The organism is Leisingera sp. JC11, from assembly GCF_040704725.1.
Taxonomy (GTDB): domain Bacteria; phylum Pseudomonadota; class Alphaproteobacteria; order Rhodobacterales; family Rhodobacteraceae; genus Leisingera.
The window spans coordinates 87,430-103,902 of the sequence record NZ_JBFCVS010000012.1; the positions used below are offsets into that span (position 1 = coordinate 87,430).

At 64.9% G+C, this 16,473-nt stretch carries 17 protein-coding genes; 14 read left to right on the forward strand and 3 right to left on the reverse strand.

The window, feature by feature from the left end; all coding sequences use genetic code 11:
* The first annotated feature begins 48 nt into the window (after positions 1 to 48).
* The gene (locus AB1A62_RS14620; RefSeq protein ID WP_366662187.1) at positions 49 to 1,395 is read left to right on the forward strand and encodes an aspartate aminotransferase family protein; all 1,347 of its coding nucleotides are present in this window, start codon (positions 49 to 51) and stop codon (positions 1,393 to 1,395) included.
* 70 nt (positions 1,396 to 1,465) lie between these two features.
* Here AB1A62_RS14620 and AB1A62_RS14625 read toward each other — a convergent pair whose 3' ends face one another.
* Positions 1,466 to 2,833 carry an NCS1 family transporter gene (locus AB1A62_RS14625; protein WP_366662188.1) on the reverse strand — a complete coding sequence of 456 codons (1,368 nt, stop codon included), beginning with the start codon at positions 2,831 to 2,833 and terminating at the stop codon, positions 1,466 to 1,468.
* Between the two features lie 22 nt (positions 2,834 to 2,855).
* Entirely contained in the window at positions 2,856 to 3,554 is a 699-nt protein-coding gene (locus AB1A62_RS14630) for an aspartate/glutamate racemase family protein (protein WP_366662189.1), read from the reverse strand.
* 134 nt (positions 3,555 to 3,688) lie between these two features.
* Here AB1A62_RS14630 and AB1A62_RS14635 point away from each other — a divergent pair, with 134 nt between their 5' ends.
* The 12 genes from AB1A62_RS14635 (at position 3,689) to AB1A62_RS14690 (ending at position 14,672) form a co-directional block, all read left to right on the forward strand.
* Positions 3,689 to 4,384, forward strand: coding sequence for a GntR family transcriptional regulator (locus tag AB1A62_RS14635; RefSeq protein ID WP_366662190.1), 696 nt, complete (start codon positions 3,689 to 3,691; stop codon positions 4,382 to 4,384).
* Between the two features lie 217 nt (positions 4,385 to 4,601).
* On the forward strand, positions 4,602 to 4,790 hold the full coding sequence (locus tag AB1A62_RS14640) for a hypothetical protein (RefSeq protein ID WP_366662191.1): 189 nt from the start codon (positions 4,602 to 4,604) through the stop codon (positions 4,788 to 4,790).
* A 185-nt stretch (positions 4,791 to 4,975) separates the two neighbouring features.
* Positions 4,976 to 5,788, forward strand: coding sequence for a Flp pilus assembly protein CpaB (cpaB, locus tag AB1A62_RS14645; RefSeq protein ID WP_366662192.1), 813 nt, complete (start codon positions 4,976 to 4,978; stop codon positions 5,786 to 5,788).
* A gap of 30 nt (positions 5,789 to 5,818) precedes the next feature.
* Positions 5,819 to 7,294, forward strand: coding sequence for a Tad domain-containing protein (locus AB1A62_RS14650; protein WP_366662193.1), 1,476 nt, complete (start codon positions 5,819 to 5,821; stop codon positions 7,292 to 7,294).
* A gap of 14 nt (positions 7,295 to 7,308) precedes the next feature.
* Entirely contained in the window at positions 7,309 to 7,803 is a 495-nt protein-coding gene (locus AB1A62_RS14655; protein WP_366662194.1) for a TadE/TadG family type IV pilus assembly protein, read from the forward strand.
* Positions 7,800 to 8,444 carry a TadE/TadG family type IV pilus assembly protein gene (locus AB1A62_RS14660; protein WP_366662195.1) on the forward strand — a complete coding sequence of 215 codons (645 nt, stop codon included), beginning with the start codon at positions 7,800 to 7,802 and terminating at the stop codon, positions 8,442 to 8,444. Before AB1A62_RS14655 ends, AB1A62_RS14660 begins: the two co-directional genes overlap by 4 nt.
* Positions 8,445 to 8,467: 23 nt before the next feature.
* Positions 8,468 to 9,697, forward strand: coding sequence for an AAA family ATPase (locus AB1A62_RS14665; RefSeq protein ID WP_366662196.1), 1,230 nt, complete (start codon positions 8,468 to 8,470; stop codon positions 9,695 to 9,697).
* 1 nt (position 9,698) lies between these two features.
* Complete coding sequence (locus AB1A62_RS14670; RefSeq protein ID WP_366662197.1) at positions 9,699 to 11,093, forward strand: CpaF family protein; 1,395 nt, start codon at positions 9,699 to 9,701, stop codon at positions 11,091 to 11,093.
* The gene (locus AB1A62_RS14675) at positions 11,093 to 12,085 is read left to right on the forward strand and encodes a type II secretion system F family protein (RefSeq protein ID WP_366662198.1); all 993 of its coding nucleotides are present in this window, start codon (positions 11,093 to 11,095) and stop codon (positions 12,083 to 12,085) included. Before AB1A62_RS14670 ends, AB1A62_RS14675 begins: the two co-directional genes overlap by 1 nt.
* 15 nt (positions 12,086 to 12,100) lie before the next feature.
* On the forward strand, positions 12,101 to 13,102 hold the full coding sequence (locus tag AB1A62_RS14680; protein ID WP_366662199.1) for a type II secretion system F family protein: 1,002 nt from the start codon (positions 12,101 to 12,103) through the stop codon (positions 13,100 to 13,102).
* Between the two features lie 494 nt (positions 13,103 to 13,596).
* The gene (locus AB1A62_RS14685) at positions 13,597 to 14,193 is read left to right on the forward strand and encodes a helix-turn-helix transcriptional regulator (RefSeq protein ID WP_366662200.1); all 597 of its coding nucleotides are present in this window, start codon (positions 13,597 to 13,599) and stop codon (positions 14,191 to 14,193) included.
* Positions 14,190 to 14,672, forward strand: a complete 483-nt coding sequence (locus AB1A62_RS14690) for a prepilin peptidase (RefSeq protein WP_366662201.1) — start codon at positions 14,190 to 14,192, stop codon at positions 14,670 to 14,672. The genes AB1A62_RS14685 and AB1A62_RS14690 overlap by 4 nt, the downstream gene beginning before the upstream one ends.
* A gap of 21 nt (positions 14,673 to 14,693) precedes the next feature.
* Here AB1A62_RS14690 and AB1A62_RS14695 read toward each other — a convergent pair whose 3' ends face one another.
* Positions 14,694 to 15,152 carry an Lrp/AsnC family transcriptional regulator gene (locus AB1A62_RS14695; protein ID WP_366662202.1) on the reverse strand — a complete coding sequence of 153 codons (459 nt, stop codon included), beginning with the start codon at positions 15,150 to 15,152 and terminating at the stop codon, positions 14,694 to 14,696.
* 115 nt (positions 15,153 to 15,267) lie between these two features.
* Here AB1A62_RS14695 and AB1A62_RS14700 point away from each other — a divergent pair, with 115 nt between their 5' ends.
* Entirely contained in the window at positions 15,268 to 16,470 is a 1,203-nt protein-coding gene (locus AB1A62_RS14700) for a methionine gamma-lyase (protein ID WP_366662204.1), read from the forward strand.
* Positions 16,471 to 16,473: the final 3 nt, after the last annotated feature.

The window sequence follows — 16,473 nt, forward strand, 5'->3', positions numbered from 1 at the left end:
CCGGCCTTTTTCATCAATCCTTTTTGACCCCCTGCACGGAGGCGGCACATGCTCGTCCATACGGAAGGTGAATCCAATACGTCCGAGGCCCGCAAGGCTTGGCTGAAGACATCCATCGGACCCAATTCCGCACCGTTGCTGGAGCGGGACGCGGAGGCCTTTCTGCACCAGAGCCTGTCCAGCCCCTGCGTCAGCACCATTGCCAAGGCCGAAGGCATCTGGATCGAGGATATGGACGGCCGCCGCTACATGGATTTCCATGGCAACTCGGTTCATCACCTGGGCTATGGCCACCCCAAACTGGTCGCCGCGATCAAGCAGCAGCTGGATGATCTGCCGTTCGCGCCGCGCCGCTTCACCAATGAACCGGCAGTGGAACTGGCCGAGAAACTGGCAGGGATCACTCCCGGCGATCTGGGCAAGACACTGTTCACCACCGGCGGTTCCGATGCCAATGAGGTGGCGCTGAAGATCGCCCGCGCCGCCACCGGGCGGTTCAAGACCCTCAGCTTCTGGGATGCGTTTCACGGCGCGGGCTTTGGCGCCGCTTCGGTCGGGGGAGAGGCCACTTTCCGCAGCCATATCGCCGGGCCGCTACTGCCGGGAACGGAGCATGTGGCCCCCTTCACCCCGTCGAACTGCGCCTATGGCCACAAGTCGCTGGAGGCCAGCGCTGAGGCCTGCGCGCGGATGATCGATTATGTGCTGGGCCGCGACGGCGACTATTGCGCCTTCATCGCCGAGGCGATGCGCGCGGTCCCGAACGTGCCGCCGCCGGGGTTCTGGAAATCGGTGCGCGAGATCTGCGACAAGCACGGGGTGCTGCTGATCCTGGATGAGATCCCCACCGGGCTGGGCAAAACCGGGCAGATGTTCTCCTTCCAGCATGACGGAATCGTGCCGGACATCCTGACGCTGGGCAAATCGCTGGGCGGCGGCATTCTGCCCATTGCTGCCTGCGTGGCGCGGCGCGATCTGGATGTCTGCGGCGATTTTGCCATCGGCCACTATACTCATGAGAAAAACCCTGTGACTGCCCGCGCTGCCCTGACCACGCTGCAGATCCTCGAGGAGGAGGGGCTGGTGGAACGTGCTGCCGAGCTGGGACGCCATGCGCTGGAGCGGCTGCGCGATGCGCTGGGCCAGGTGTCCATCGTCGGCGACATCCGCGGCCGTGGGCTGATGTTCGGGGTGGAGATTGTCGAGGACCGCCAGACCATGGCGCCTGGTATCGCCAGGGCTGAGCAGATCTACTACGCCTGCCTGGAGGCCGGTCTCAGCTACAAGATCAGCCAGGGCAGCGTGCTGACCCTGTCGCCGCCGCTGACGATCTCCCGCGAAGACCTGGACCGGGCGCTGGATATCGTGATTGCTGCGGTCAAGGCCGCTGCCTGATCCGGCACTCCAGCGCACGTGGAAAGCCCCGCCGCTGGCGGGGCTTTCCTTTGACAAGGTATACCGGCGATCAGTCCAGGAACCGCTTGGCAGCCGGCAGATGCTGCATTAGCAGGTAGTAGGAGACACCGGCGGGCAGCAGGCTGGCGTACCAGGAGATACCGGAGAAGATCAGCGCTGCTGCAACCCCGATGCCCATGGCAATCACCGCGGCCCAGTTCACGCCCTGATAGGGGCCGGTCTCGTCATAGAGTTTGTCCAGATCCAGCTCCTGCTTGCGCAGAATAAAGTAGTCCACCACCAGGATCGCGAAGATCGGGCCAAGGAAGGCGGAATAGGTCTGGATGAACAGGCTGAGGCCGGCAGCGGATTCATCCTTGACCAGTTCCCACGGGAAGGTGGCGAAGGCCAGCAGGCCGACGATCACAGCCGAGGTTCTGAACTTGATCTTGAAGATATCCATCAGCGCATAGGCCGGCGGCACCACGTTGTTCAGGATGTTGGTGGTGACCTGCGCGAAGGCGATGAACAGCAGGGTGATAACCAGCAGCGGCTTGTTGTCGACGGCACTGGAGAACACCTTGATCGGGTCCACTTCGCCGGTGGCGCCGGAGACCATCAGGCCGATCAGACCCATGAACAGCGTCGCGGGCAGGATCGAGTTGGCATAGATTGCCACCTGGCGGAACGGGCCGACATTCTGGCGCAGCTCGCGCGAGTAGTCCGAGACGTTCAGCATCATGGTGCTGTAGATGCCCAGGAATAGCATGGTGGCTCCCCAGAAAGGCGCGCCCCAGGTGCCTTCGACATTGACCAGGTTGGCGGAGATCTCGTCGCCGTATTTGCTGATCACGCTGAAGAACATGTAGATCAGCGAGCCGATGATGAAGACGGACCCGATGTTCTCCAGCCATTTGATGCCGTGGAAGCCCAGAACCGACAGGCCGATCTGCAAGAGCTGGAAGCCGATGAAGAACGCCACCATGTTGTCATAGCCGAACAGCGTGTCGGAGACGAGGTTCAGCGCCCCGGCGCCGATCCAGCTCTGGAAGCCGAACCAGACGATGGCGGGAACGGAACGCACCAGCGCAGGCAGACGGGTGCCGGCAAAGCCGAAGGCGGAGCGCGCCTGCACCATGAAGGGGATGCCGTATTTGTGGCCGGCCTGGCCGTTGATCATCAGCGCGATGCCGATCACGGTGCAGCCGATGGCGATGGCGACAAAGGTCTGCAGCAGGTTCAGCGTGCCCACCAGGCCGGAGCCGATGGTGAACGTGCCGATCGACACGCAGCCGCCCAGCCAGGCAAACAGGTAGGACCACGGATCCATGATCCGCGTTTCCTGCGGTGCAAGGCTCTCCTCCCCGATCCCCTTGCTGCTGTGCTCCTCTATGCCGCCGCCTTCGACGACGGCTTCCAGTTCTGCGTTCATGGTCATGTCTTCCTCCCTGACGATACCACTATTTCCGGTTGGGGTGCGCATAGGCGTTGATCTTGCTGGTTTGCAGGCCGCAGCCTGCCAGCGCCTCGATCATCCGCGTTGCCGCACTGACCCCGTCGACGACGGGAATGCCTGTCTCCTGGCTCAGCCAGGTTGTGAGGTCGGCCATGCCGGCACAGCCCAGCACCACTGCTTCGCACTGGTCCTCCTCGATGGCGCGCAGGATCTCGGCGCGGATCTTCTGGCGCGCGTCCGATCCTTCCTCCTCCAGCGCCAGCACCGGAATCGCGGCAGAGCGAACCCGGCGGCACTGGTGGCTGAGGCCGTAGCCATGGATCAGATGCTCGATCACCGGCACTGCGCGGGGCAGGGTGGTGACCACGGAAAAGGAGGTTGCCAGCATGCTGGCGGCCTTCACCGCCGCTTCGCAGATGCCCAGCACCGGGCCGGTTGCCAGCTCGCGGCAGGCGCCGATGCCGGGGTCGTCGAAACAGGCGACGACAATGCCGTCCACACCTTGTTCCTCGCCCGCGGCGACCTGCGCCAGCAGGCCGGGCAGGGACATCGCCTCGTCGAAATGGCCCTCGATACTGGGCGGGGCGCCAGCAGCGGTCGCGCCCAGGATAGTCACACCGGGGCTGGCAGCGGCCTCAGCGGCCTCAACGATCTTCCGCGTCATCGACTCGGTCGAGTTGGGATTGACGACCAGGATTTTCATACGCTCCTCCTTTGTTGTCATTTATTGTTAACAATATTTGATAACACGTCAAGCCGGCCGCGCCTCGGTGCCATTGCCAAGCGTCCTGACGGCCCTTAAGTTGCGGCGGCGCAGGAAAACTTTTTTGAGGCTTCATGAAGGATTCTCCCGAAGATCAAATCGTGAATGCGATTCTCGACGCGATTGCCGAACAGCGGCTGCCGGCGGGCACCAAGCTGGGCGAGCAGGCGCTGAGCGATCTGTTTTCCTGCAACCGCGCCAATGTGCGCCGGGCGCTTGCCTCCTTGGCGGCGCAGCAGGTGGTGGAGCTGCGCCCGAACCGCGGCGCCTTTGTGATGACGCCTTCGCCCAAGGAGGCGCGCGACATTTTCCAGGCCCGCCGCGCGATCGAACGCACCATTGCGCGCCACGCCTCGGGGCAGGCCTCAGCCGAGGACATCGCCTTTCTGCGGGGCAACATCCTTGAGGAAGCTGCGGCGCGCAAAGCGGGCGATAAACCGGCAGAGCTGCGCGCCTCGCGCCAGTTCCACATGCGGATAGCGCAGATTGCCGGCAATCTGGTGCTGGAGCGGTTCCTGTCGGAGCTGACCATGCGCAGCACGCTGATCCTGGGGCTTTATTCGCCTACCGGCAGCTCCTCCTGCGCCGAGGATGAGCATGACCGGATCGTCGATGTGCTGGAGTCCGGCGACACTGACGAGCTGGTCCGGCTGGCGGACGAGCACTTGCGCCATCTGGAGGCGGGGTTGAATTTCGACGAGCCGCCTGCCGCCCCGATGAGCCTGAAGGAACAGCTGATGGCCCCGCGCAGCAGGTCTCAGGCCAAGTAAGGCAGGTGCTGCAGCGCGCCAAACGGCCTCCTCCTCCCTGACCCATCCTGCTCGGTTCGTTCGCGGGAATTAATACATCCTTAACGTGTGATTCTGGCCTTCCGGGCCGATGCGCCGCGCCTCCGGCAACCGGTAGGGTCAATGCAGGCCGGTGCTATTCGGCGCCGCGTCCGCATGAACCGCCGGCGTGCCGGCGCTTAACTGATGGGAGACTGAAATGACTGCATATCTGAAAATGATGCTGTCCAAGCTGCGCCGCGATGAGCGCGGTGTGACTCTGGTGGAATACGGCATCGCCATTGCCCTGGCCGTGGCTTTGGGCACCGCGGCGCTGACCGACCTGAGCGGCGAGATCGAAGACGGTATGGTCGCAGCAGGTGCCGAAATGCCCAATTCGACCCCCTGATCCCGATTAGGAGGTTTGGCGGCACAGGCTTCGCAAAGGGGGAGCAGAGCCTGTGCGCCTGAAAGCCGCACCAGACGATGGCGGCAGCAAGCATGGCAGGAAGCAGAAGCCTGCGGACTCTTCAGTCAACGAACAGCCGGGACCGTCCTTCTGCTGCGCACGCCAGCGACGAAAGGATGTTTGGCATGAATATTTCATCACTTCTCAGCATGATTTCCGGGCTGGCCCTGGCCGGCGGCTCCGCCTATGTCGCCAAGGATTACATCGACGGCCAGACCGTTGCGGGCAATTCCCAGGGCCCCGCTCTGGTCGAAGTTGTGGTCGCCTCGCAGGATATCGCCTTCGGGACGGCGCTGACAGCGCAATCCCTGACCACCATTGCCTGGCCGGCCGAGGCGCGGCCCGCGGGCACATTCACCAGTTATGACGTGCTCTTGCCGGAACCCGGCAAGCCGCCGCGCCGCGCCCGCCGCGCGATTGCGCAGGGGGAGCCGATCCGCGACTCGAAGATTTCCAATTTTGGCGAGAAGGTCACCATCGTGCAGACGCTCAGCCCGGATCACCGGGCGATGGCCATCAAGGTCAGCGCAGAGACTGCAGTAGGCGGATTCGTGACACCTGGCGACAGTGTCGATGTCCTGCTGACCCAAGGCCGCGGCGCCGATCTGAAGACGGTGACCATCCTGCAGAACGCCCGCGTGATCGGAGTGGACCAGGATGCCAACCAGGAAACCGACACGCCGGGGGTGGCCCGCACCGTGACGGTGGAAGTGACACCGGAAGAAGGCCAGCGCCTGGCGCTGGCGCAACGGGCCGGCACGCTGAGCCTGACCTTGCGCAACGTGGACACGCCCGAAGAAGAGGTGCCGCTGGACTCGATCAGCCTGAACGACGTGCTGCGCAATCTGCAGCCGCAGCAGGAGGGGGCCCCGCAGCGGGTGCGCAAAACCGTTCTGATCCGCCGCGGCACCGAAGTGTCGGAAACTGAAATCCGCTGACCGCAGCAGCCCCGGGGAGGCAAGACAGCCATGCGCCTGACCGCCCGCATAAGACAGTTCAAGACGGATGAGCGCGGCACCATGCTGATCATCTGGGGGCTGACCTTCGTGGTGCTTTTGGGGATTGCGGCGATGTCCTTTGACCTGGGCCGCACCGGCATCACCCGCAGTGAGCTGCAGACGTTCACCGACAATGTGGCGCTGGCAGCCGCCGGGGAACTGGACGGCAAGGATGATGCCATTACCCGCGCCCGCGCCGCGGCCGCCGATCTGATAAGCGACCGCAAGACTTTCGGCACCGGCGGCAGCGTGCTGAGCGGCGATACAGATTACACGCTGACGTTCTTTTCCGAACTGCCCGCTGACGACTCCGTCGCCCTGACTGCCGTCACCACTGACCCGGCAGAGGCGGTCTTCGTCCGCGCCGTGGCAACACCCAGCACGGTTGGCGCCTACTACGGCGCTGCCTTTGCCGCGCTAACCGGAACAACCCGCCCGAATGAGCAGGCGCGGGCCTCATCGGTGGCAGGCTTCACCCAATACGCCTGCGACATCACCCCGCTGATGTTCTGCGTCCCTCCCGGCTTTTCGGCGGATGCCAGCATCGGCGAGATGATCCTGCTGCGCTCCGGCGGCAACGGGTCTGCCTGGGGGCCGGGGGATTTCGGCTTTCTCGACCCGGCCAAGGTGCTGGTTGATGACGAGGGCCCTTGCGCCGGCCTCAGCGGCGCGCAGCTGGATGCCTGCCTGCTGGGGGCCGAGGGCAGCATCACCCAGTGCTTCAGCCAGCGCGGCGTCGATATCGAGCCGGGCCAGAAGGTCGGCATCCGCGATGCCATCTTCAATGTGCGCTTTGACATCTACAAGTCGATCATGAACGGCATGCGCAACAATCCCAACTACCCGCCCGCACCCAATGTCATCAAGGGCATCGTGCCCAACGGCGGCGGCAGCTGCATCGGCGGCAACGAGGATCCATCCAATAGCATGGGACTTCCGAGAGACGACTGTTTCGGTGCCGGCGGATGCTCCCGCTTTGGTGATGGCAGCTGGGTTGCCGGGCGAAACGAGTACGTCACCAAAAATTATGGCGGTGCGGATCCGCATCCCACAGCCGTGACGCGGTTTGAGTACTACCTGGCAGAAATCCATGCGGCTGGCGGACCAGGGACCAGCACGCCCATTCTCACCGGGGTGGATGAATTCGGCGAGCCTTTGCAAGAAACCGGCCGCCCGATGTGCTCGTCCAATCAAAGCGTGGATGTCAACCGCCGGGTGGTGATCGCGGCCGGTGTCGACTGCACCGCCAATCCGATCAACGGCTCCACCACTGACGTGCCTGTCGAGGAGTTCGTGAAGATTTTCCTGACCGAGCCGGTGGGCGATGACGGGGCCTCGCCGCCGACCCTGGACATCTGGGGCGAGGTGGTCGGCAGCGCCGGCGGCGGCGCCGGGGGCACCGGCAATGCGGGCATCTTCCGTGATGTTGTTCAATTGTACAGGTGAGCGGGATGGCTGGGATGAAACATACCGCAGCGGGGTGGGCTGCCTTCCGCAGGGGGGAAAAGGGCGCGGTGCTGGCGGAGTTTGCCCTGATGCTGCCGCTGATGCTGCTGGTCTTTGCGGTGATCATCGAAGGCGGGCGGATGATGTGGTCTTATCAGGCCGCAATCTCCGGCGTTCGCGATGCGGCCCGCTATCTGGCGCGGGTGGCACCGCAGGACATCTGTTCTTCCGGCGGCTCGGTCACCGCGCATCAGCCGCAGCTGCTGGATATCGTGCGCGAAAGCATTGATGGCGACGCGCTGTTTCCGGCCAGCCTCTCGGTGACATCGGTCACCCCCAGCCTGACCTGCCAGGCGGGCAGCTACCGGATTTCGCCGGCGCCGGTGGTGCAGGTGCAGGCCAATCTGACCATGACCTTCCCGTTTGCCGGGGTCTTTGCGCTGAACGGCGGCAGCCTGAACACCATCAATACGGTCATCACCGATCAAAGCCGGGTGTTCGGAACATGACGGGGCTGCGGCGGGCATATGCAGCCCTGCGCCGGTTCCGCCGGAATCAGGATGGCGCCGCGCTGGTGGAGCTGGGCCTTGCCATCCCGCTGTTCCTGCTGCTGTTCATGGGCATCATCGATTTCGGCCGCATGGCGTTTCACTATGTGGTGGCGGAGCGGGCGATGAATGTGGCCGCGCGGGTCGCGGCGGTGCGCCCGCCGGCCTGCGCCGGGGTGCCGGCAATCCACCGGCGCGATCCTTCGGCCAGCGGCCCGCCGCCCAGTTTCGGCACATCCTGCCGGGCCGGGCCGGATATCTGCCTGGATACGGGCACCGTGACCTGCGCAGGCTCCGCTGCCAACGCTACCGCCAACGAAATCTGGGCCCTGGTGCGCGGCGCCATGCCGCCCGATGCCACCATCGCCGCGCTGTCGTTCAGCTACAGCTACGACGGCAGCCTCGGCTTTCTGGGCGGGCCTTATGTTCCCGTGGTCACGGTGGAGCTGCAGAACCAGACGTTTGAATTCGTATCGCCGCTGGGGCAGCTGGCGGCGCTGGCCGGTTCCGCGGGGGGATCAGGCCTGGGGGCCGCGGTGCCGTTCCCGCCGATGAGCGTCTCATTACCGGGCGAGGACCTGGCGCTGGGCGAGAGCGGCTGAAGCGATTGAGAAAGGAGAGGCCGATGCAGGCTGAGACACAATCCATCGTGGTAATTTCCAAGGACCCGGCTGTCTGTGCGCTGGTTGCCAGCGTGGCGCAGTTCCAGCCCGGAACCGGGGTCCAGAAATGCGCCTCTGCGCTGGCCGAAATCAACGGCACCGCGCTGCAGCTGGCCAAGGACAACGACCTGATCATCTTCCGCGCCGGGGCAGATGCGGCCCGCGATGCCGCTGCTGTAAAGGAGATGCTGCGCGACACCGGCGGCGCGGCACGGATCCTGGCGCTGGCGGATGCCAGCATGCCCTTTGCCGATCTGCGGCTGCTGACAGAAGCCGGGGTGCAGGATGTGCTGCCCGACACCGCCTCCGCTGATGAGCTGTCGGCGGCGATCCGCAATTGCCTGAAAACAAAGGAGCCGCAGCAAGGCGCGGCGGGAGCCCGCGGCAGCCGCGAGGGGATGGTGATTGCGGTCAGCCAGTCGTGCGGCGGCTCCGGGGCGACGACGCTGGCGGTGAACCTGGCGGATTGCCTGACCCGCCGCCGCGGCCTGCGGCGGCGGGAGGCGGAGTTCCGGGTCGCCCTTCTCGACCTTGACCTGCAGTTCGGCGCCATCGGCAGCTTCCTCGATCTGCCGCCGAACCGCTGCCTCTATGAGCTGGCAAGCGAGGGGTTCGTGCCCGACCATGTTTTTGCCGAACAATCGCTGAGCGAGGCGGCGCCCGGCCTGTGGGTGCTGGCCTCCCCGGCCGAGATCGCACCGCTGCATGCGCTGAAACCGGAACAGGTGCAGGCATTGATCGCGCATCTGCGCCTGCAGTTCGATTTCGTGGTGATCGGCCTGCCGCGGGCCCTGGCCGAATGGCTGACGCCGGTTCTGGAAGCCAGCGAGCGGCTGCTGATGGTGACCGGCAGTTCGGTGCCAGCGATCTGCCAGGCGCGGCGGCTGCTGGACTTCTATGCCGAGACCAGCATGAGCCTGCAGACTGACATCGTGATCAGCCGCGAACGCAAGCCGCTGATCGCTGCCAGCCATCACAAGGAGGCCGCCAAGCTGCTGCAGAAGCCGTTCAAGTACTGGCTGCCCAATGACCCGTCGGCGGCTGCAGCCGCCGCGGACCAGGGGGTGCCGCTGTCGGCGGCGGCCGGACGCTCGGGCCTCGCCAAGGCAATCCGGCGGCTATCCTGCGATCTGATCGAAACAAGAAATGCCCGCGCCGTCGCGGCGCAGCCCCAGCACGGAAAGGCGGTTTGAGATGTTCAGGAATTTTGGCAAGCGAACAGAAAACGCAACCGCCGCGGACAGGGTGGTGCCGCTGTGGCCGGAGACCGGCGGCGATATGCCCATGGCAGAGCCGGACACCAGCGAGGAAGCCCGCAAACTGACGGCCTTTCTGGAGCTGAAGAGCCGGATGCATGAGGCGGTGATCGACCGGCTGAACCTGGCGGTGATCGACAAGGTCGAGCCGGAGGAGCTGCGCCGCGAGGTGGCGGCGCTGGTCAGCGATGTGCTGGCCGAGGAGAACAACCCGCTGCGCGCCGATGAATTCCGCCGCCTGGTGGATGACCTGATCGACGAGGTGCTGGGGCTTGGCCCGCTGGAGCCCTTGCTGGCCGATCCCGGCATCAACGATATTCTCGTGAACGGCCACAAGACGGTCTTTGTCGAACGCAGCGGCGTTCTGGAACAGACCGGCGTGCGGTTCCGCGATGAAAAGCACCTGTTGCGGATCATCGACAAGGTCGTCTCGCGCGTCGGGCGCCGGGTGGATGAGAGCAACCCCTGGGTGGATGCGCGGCTGGAGGACGGCAGCCGGGTCAACGCGATTATCCGGCCCTGCGCCATCGACGGCCCGTCGCTGTCGATCCGCAAATTCGCCCGCGATCCGCTGACGCTGGAGAAGCTGGTGGCCGGCAATGCGCTGAACGGCCGTGCCGCGGCCTTTCTGCAGGCGCTGGTCGAGGCGCGGATGAATATCCTGATCTCCGGCGGCACCGGCTCCGGCAAGACCACGATGCTGAATGCGATTTCGGCTGGCATCGACCCGCGCGCGCGGATCGTCACCATCGAGGATGCGGCGGAACTGCAGTTGCAGCAGGCCCATGTGGTGCGGCTGGAAACCCGCCCGCCGAACCCCTCTGGCGGCGGCGCCGTCAGCCAGCGCGACCTGGTGCGCAACGCCCTGCGGATGCGCCCGGACCGGATCATCGTCGGCGAGGTGCGCGGAGCCGAGACCTTTGACATGCTGCAGGCGATGAACACCGGCCACGACGGCTCGATGACCACGGTGCACGCCAATTCCGCCCGCGACGCGCTGGGCCGGATTGAGCAGATGGTCTCGATGATGGGGATGGAGCTGCCCTTGCAGGCAATCCGGGCTCAGATCGCCTCGGGCCTGCAGATCATCGTGCAGCTGGCCCGCCTGTCGGACGGACAGCGGCGGGTGATCAGCATTTCGGAACTCACCGGCCTGGAGGGCGAGGTGATCACCATGCAGGACATCTTCGTGTTCCGCCGGATGGGCAAGACCGCCGATGGCGGCATCGCCGGCGAATTCATCCCGACCGGCATCCGGCCGCAATGCGCCGCCCTGCTGGACGCGGCGGGCGTGGGGTTCGACCAGGGCCTGTTCCAGCCGGAGGGCGCGTGATGCTGAACGATCTGCTGAAGGAGTTGCATGGCTGGAACGGCCAGCTGGGCGGATATGCGGTGTACTGCGGCCTTGCGGTGGGCGTGCTGCTGCTGCTGTCCGGTGTGCGGCAGCTGACCAGCCGCAAGAGCCGCTCCGCGGTTTTCCGCAGCCGCCGGATGCGGATGATCAGCAAGGGGCGCAGCGGCAGCGAACGGCTTGCCATCCTGAAGCCGCCGCCGCGCCGCACCGGCTGGCAGCGCATTCCCGTGGCCGGCGCGCTGCCGCAGACCCTGCGCCGCGCCGATGTGCCGCTGACGCCGGGCATGTTCTGGGCCGGCTGCGGTGCGCTGGCCGTGCTGATCTTCCTTGCCGCGGCGGCATTCGCAGGGGCGTTGCAGGCCGCTGCATTCGCGCTCCTGGGCGGCTTTGGCGTGCCATTCGCCCTGCTGCATGCCCGCCAGCGCAAACAGATGGACATACTGGTGCACCAGCTCCCGGATGCGCTGGAAATGCTGGCGCGCGGCCTCAAGGTGGGCCACCCGCTGAACAACTCCATCGGCATAGCGGCGCGTGAGATGCCGGACCCGGCGGGCACCGAGCTGGGCATCATCTACGATCAGGTGACCTATGGCGACGACCTGCCGGATGCGGTTCAGGAATTCGCGGACAGGACCGGCCTGGAGGACGCGCAGTATCTGGCCGCCAGCATCAGCATCCAGCACGGCACCGGCAGCGATCTGTCGGTGATGCTGGAAACCCTGTCGCGGGTCATCCGCAACCGGATTGCCCTGCGCCGCAAGGTGCATGCGCTGGCTTCCGAAGGGCGGCTGACCGCCTGGCTGCTGTCAGCGCTGCCGCCGCTGATCTTTGTCACCGTGTCGGTGCTGACGCCGAGCTACTTCGCCGGGGTGGCCGATGACCCGATGTTCCGGCCGATGATGGGCGCGATCATCCTGCTCACGGTGCTGAACGCGTTGACGCTGCGCAAGCTTGTCAATTTCCGGATCTGATCAGGGAGGTTCGCTATGGAAGAGATCGTCACACGCCTCCTTACCCAAATCGGGCTGCCGCCCGGCGCGTTTGCAGCTGCCGTGGCCGCCGCCGCCGTGCTGCTCCTGTATTTCGGCGCCGCTGCCAGCCTGGCACGGAAATCGCCCGCCGCGGCGCGGCTGTCGTCGCTGGGCGAGGCCCGGCGCCGCCACTCCCGCGACCTGGCGCTGCTGAAGGCGCCCGCGGCCCAGCCCGGCGGGCTGATGAAGGCCTTTGTGCCTGCCAGCCTGGCGGAACGGTCGGAGCTGGAAAACAAGCTGTCCCAGGCCGGGTTTTCCCAGGCCGGAGCGTTGCGCAGCTTCACGCTGATCAGGGTGTTCCTGGGGCTGTTGGTGCCGGGGCTTCTGCTGCTGGTCATTGCCGCCGCCAAAACGCCAGGTGTGCTGCCGCCCAACCCGTTCACGGCGCAAGTGGCGGGCTGGACCAATCTGCAAGTCTTTCAGGCCCTCAGCGGGCTGGTCGGGGCAGGCTTTTTCGGCCCGGTCTACGTGCTGAACGCCCGCGCCGCCGCCCGCCGCCGCCGGATCGAAGAGGCCTTTCCCAACGCACTGGATCTGATGCGTATTTCCGTCGACTCCGGGCTGGGTTTCGACGCCGCGATGACCCGCGTCGGCAACGAGCTGGCACAGGTCTCGCCGGATCTGGCCTTCGAGCTGCTCAGCGTGCAGCGGCAGATCCAGGCCGGGCGCGCCCGCGGCGATGCGCTGCTGGACATGGCCGGGCGCACAGGCGTGGACACTGTCCGGTCGTTTGCAAATGTCGCCCTGCAGTCGATGCAGTTCGGCACCAGCATGGCCTCGGCGCTGGCCACTTATTCCGAGGATCTGCGCAGCCAGCGGGAAATGCGGGCGCAGGAAATGGCCAGCAAGCTGCCGGTCAAGATGTCGGCGGTTCTGGCCTCGCTGATGCTGCCTGCGTTGGTCATGATTACCATCGGCCCGGTGGTAATCCGCTACATCCGCTTTATCGCAAGCTGATTCGGAACCCGCTTGGACAATTGCCGCAATCGGCGGCAATTGGTTCGGCGGAACAGTGCCGGAGCACTGAAAAAATCGCCCTTTGGTTGCAAATTTGCACGGTTGCCTGCATTTTTCGTCAAATTCTTGACGCAATTGAATGAACCGGCCAGCATGGGGGGACGCAATAAGGAGTTGATTGGTACGGGCGCTTGCTAAGTTACTAAAAGCGCTATGTTAAAAGTTAATACTGCTGTGGGGGGACGCGCGTTATGGGGACCAATGCGCTTTTTGACACCCACACCATTCGGGCTGCTGAAGCCGGAATGATTGCGCCAATTGCGCGCTGGTGTGAGTGTTTGCACGGCTGTGCGCCTTTCAGGGACGCGTTGAGCGGACTGGCGGCGGCCATTAAGGGGGAAGCAGCTGCAATTTGCAGGGTATCGGCTGGCAAGGGCCGGGCTTCAGGATCGGTGATCTTTGACAGGGGTGCGGGCAGCGGAAACAGCCCGCCGTTGGAACGCTCCTTTGCCTGCTCGGTGCTGGGCAGCTATCTGGACAAGGCCAAGCCAGGGGCGATCTGGTATAAATCCATGAGCGGAGAGTCGGCGGATCCGGCATTGGACCGGTTCCACAGCGACCGAAAACTGGTGGAGCTGGCGGTGATCCCGCTGTGCTCGGGCAAGCAGCACACAGATTTCCTGGAGGTTCATTTTGCAACCCGGCCCGGTGCTGTTCAGCAGGCGCTTTTGAACATCATTTCCGGCACCCTGGTGCGGACCTGGACCAACCGCTCTCCCGGGCTTTACGCCGAGGCCTGCCTGAAGGAGCGGCGCGCGGCCCGTGACGCCGGGGTTCAGGCGCATCTGCTGAGCATGGACAACCCGGCCCAGCTGAGCCGCGCCGAATACCGGGTCTGTGTGCTCTTGAGCAAAGGCCAGCCTGCCAAGCGGGTGCAGTCGGACCTGGGAATCTCGAAATCGACGCTGCGCACCCATCTGCGCAACATCTACGCCAAGACACACACCCGCAACATGAGCGAGCTGGTCTATCAGCTGGTCTCGGTTGACACCTTCGCCGGGCAAACGCCGCGACGGAACTCAGCCGCATGACGGGTGTCGCGGATCTGCTGCCGCTGGCTGCGGCCAGCCCGCTGCTGATCTATGCCGGGCTGGGCGACCTGCGGCACCTGCGGCTGTCCAACTGGACAATGCTGGGGCTGGCGGCAGTCTTCCTGCTGACCGCGCCGCTGCTGCCGCTGGCGGAAACCGGGCTGCGGCTGCTGGCGGCAGGCATCGTCTTCGCGCTGTGCTTTGCGCTGTTCTGCGGGCGGGTGCTGGCAGGCGGCGACGTCAAGATGATGGCGCTGGCCATGCTGTTTGTGCCGTCCTCTGCGCTGGCTTCCTTCGGCTGGAGCTTCAGCGCCGCAATGCTCACCGTGCCCTTGGCTTTGACGCTGCTGGGCCGGACAGAGGCCGCCGCCGGCTGGCGGCAGTGGGCCTCGCTTCAGACGCCGGGGAAAATGCCGATGGGGGCGGCAATTTCCCTGGCGCAGATGCTCTTGCTGATTGTCCAGGCTGGCAGGTTCTGATCCTGAATGGCGGCTGGCAATTTAGCGGGCAGGCGGAAACACCGCCGTCCGCTTGACCGTTCCATACACAAAACTGGTGTCGATTGAGGCAATGCCGCCGACCGGGTGGATTCGGGTGCGGATGAACTCCTCATAGGCTTCCAGATCCGGCACCAGCACCCGCAGCTGGTAATCCATCGCACCGGTCAGCACATGGCATTCCAGCACCTCGTCGATCAGCTGCACCTTGCCCTCGAAATTCTTCACGTCCGCTTCGCCGTGCCTCTCCAGCTTGATGCGGACAAAGACGGTGATCGGCAACCCGTAGGATTTGGCATCGACCACTGCGCTGTAGCCCTGGATCACCCCCTGGGCCTCAAGGTTGCGCACGCGGCGCAGGCAGGGGGAGGGGGAAAGGTTCACTGCTTCTGCCAGGTCCTGGTTGGTCATCCGCCCGTCACGTTGCAGGGCGCGGATGATCTGGCGGTCCTTGCTGTCCATTTTTCGCTCCAAATTGGCAGAATCTGCCAATATAGATACCCACTTGGAAATACTTCGCAATCCATTGCCGGTGAAACAGTTGGATGATGCCTGTAACAACAGACAGGAGCATCCCATGAAAACCTCCGGCGGCTTTGCCACCCGTGCCATCCACCACGCCTATGACCCGCAGGACAACGAAGGCGCGCTGACGCCGCCGCTGCACCTGACCTCGACCTTCACATTTGAGACCGCCGAGGCCGGCGGCGAGATGTTCGCAGGCGAACGCCAGGGCCACATCTACAGCCGCATTTCCAACCCGACCTGCGACCTGCTGGAGCAGCGCATCGCCACGCTGGAAGGCGCCGAGGCCGGACTCGCACTCAGCAGCGGCATGGGCGCCATCACCGCGGTTCTGTGGACGCTGCTTTCACCCGGTGACGAGGTGATCGTGGACAAGACGCTTTATGGCTGCACCTTTGCCTTCATGCGTCACGGGCTGGCGAAATGGGGCGTTACCATCACCCATGTCGACATGACCGACATGGAAAACCTGCGCGCCGCTGTCTCGGACAAGACCCGCGTTGTGTATTTCGAGACCCCGGCCAACCCGAACATGCGCCTGGTGGATATCGCGGCGGCATCTGAAATTGCCCATGCCGCAGGCGCGCAGGTGGTGGTCGACAACACCTATGCCACCCCCTACCTGACCCGCCCGATTGAGCTGGGCGCCGATATCGTGCTGCATTCGGCCACCAAATACCTGGGCGGCCACGGCGATGTGGTGGCAGGCCTGGTCGTCGGCACCGCCGAGCAGATCGGTGAAATCCGCCTGGTCGGCATGAAGGACATGACCGGCGCGGTGATGGCACCGTTCAACGCCATGCTGATCCTGCGCGGCCTCAAGACCCTGGCGCTGCGGATGGACCGCCATTGCGCCTCCGCCGTGACCGTGGCCGATTTCCTGGCCGCCCACCCGGCAGTGAAGTCGGTGTCCTTCCCGGGGCACGACAGCTTTGCCCAGGCCGATGTCGCCAAGCGCCAGATGGCGCAGCCCGGCGCCATGATCGCCTTTGAGGTCGAGGGCGGCCTGCAGGGTGGCATTGCCTTCATGAATGGTCTGCAGATGATCCAGCGGGCGGTATCGCTGGGCGATGCGGAAACGCTGATCCAGCATCCGGCCTCGATGACCCACTCGACCTACACCCCGGAAGAGCGCGCCGAGCACGGCATCAGCGACGGGCTGATCCGTCTGTCGGTGGGGCTGGAGGACGTAGCCGACATCCTGGCCGACCTGGAGCAGGCCTTGCCCGCGCCCGTTCAGCACGCCGCCGAGTAAGGA

Coding starts and splice junctions, on each gene's coding strand:
- AB1A62_RS14690 (WP_366662201.1), top strand. CDS start 14,190: ATGACGGGTGTCGCGGATCTGCTGCCGCTGGCTGCGGCCAGCCCGCTG.
- AB1A62_RS14675 (WP_366662198.1), top strand. CDS start 11,093: ATGCTGAACGATCTGCTGAAGGAGTTGCATGGCTGGAACGGCCAGCTG.
- AB1A62_RS14700 (WP_366662204.1), top strand. CDS start 15,268: ATGAAAACCTCCGGCGGCTTTGCCACCCGTGCCATCCACCACGCCTAT.
- AB1A62_RS14660 (WP_366662195.1), top strand. CDS start 7,800: ATGACGGGGCTGCGGCGGGCATATGCAGCCCTGCGCCGGTTCCGCCGG.
- AB1A62_RS14695 (WP_366662202.1), bottom strand. CDS start 15,152: ATGGACAGCAAGGACCGCCAGATCATCCGCGCCCTGCAACGTGACGGG.
- AB1A62_RS14650 (WP_366662193.1), top strand. CDS start 5,819: ATGCGCCTGACCGCCCGCATAAGACAGTTCAAGACGGATGAGCGCGGC.
- AB1A62_RS14680 (WP_366662199.1), top strand. CDS start 12,101: ATGGAAGAGATCGTCACACGCCTCCTTACCCAAATCGGGCTGCCGCCC.
- AB1A62_RS14620 (WP_366662187.1), top strand. CDS start 49: ATGCTCGTCCATACGGAAGGTGAATCCAATACGTCCGAGGCCCGCAAG.
- AB1A62_RS14625 (WP_366662188.1), bottom strand. CDS start 2,833: ATGACCATGAACGCAGAACTGGAAGCCGTCGTCGAAGGCGGCGGCATA.
- cpaB (WP_366662192.1), top strand. CDS start 4,976: ATGAATATTTCATCACTTCTCAGCATGATTTCCGGGCTGGCCCTGGCC.
- AB1A62_RS14640 (WP_366662191.1), top strand. CDS start 4,602: ATGACTGCATATCTGAAAATGATGCTGTCCAAGCTGCGCCGCGATGAG.
- AB1A62_RS14655 (WP_366662194.1), top strand. CDS start 7,309: ATGAAACATACCGCAGCGGGGTGGGCTGCCTTCCGCAGGGGGGAAAAG.
- AB1A62_RS14670 (WP_366662197.1), top strand. CDS start 9,699: ATGTTCAGGAATTTTGGCAAGCGAACAGAAAACGCAACCGCCGCGGAC.
- AB1A62_RS14665 (WP_366662196.1), top strand. CDS start 8,468: ATGCAGGCTGAGACACAATCCATCGTGGTAATTTCCAAGGACCCGGCT.
- AB1A62_RS14635 (WP_366662190.1), top strand. CDS start 3,689: ATGAAGGATTCTCCCGAAGATCAAATCGTGAATGCGATTCTCGACGCG.
- AB1A62_RS14630 (WP_366662189.1), bottom strand. CDS start 3,554: ATGAAAATCCTGGTCGTCAATCCCAACTCGACCGAGTCGATGACGCGG.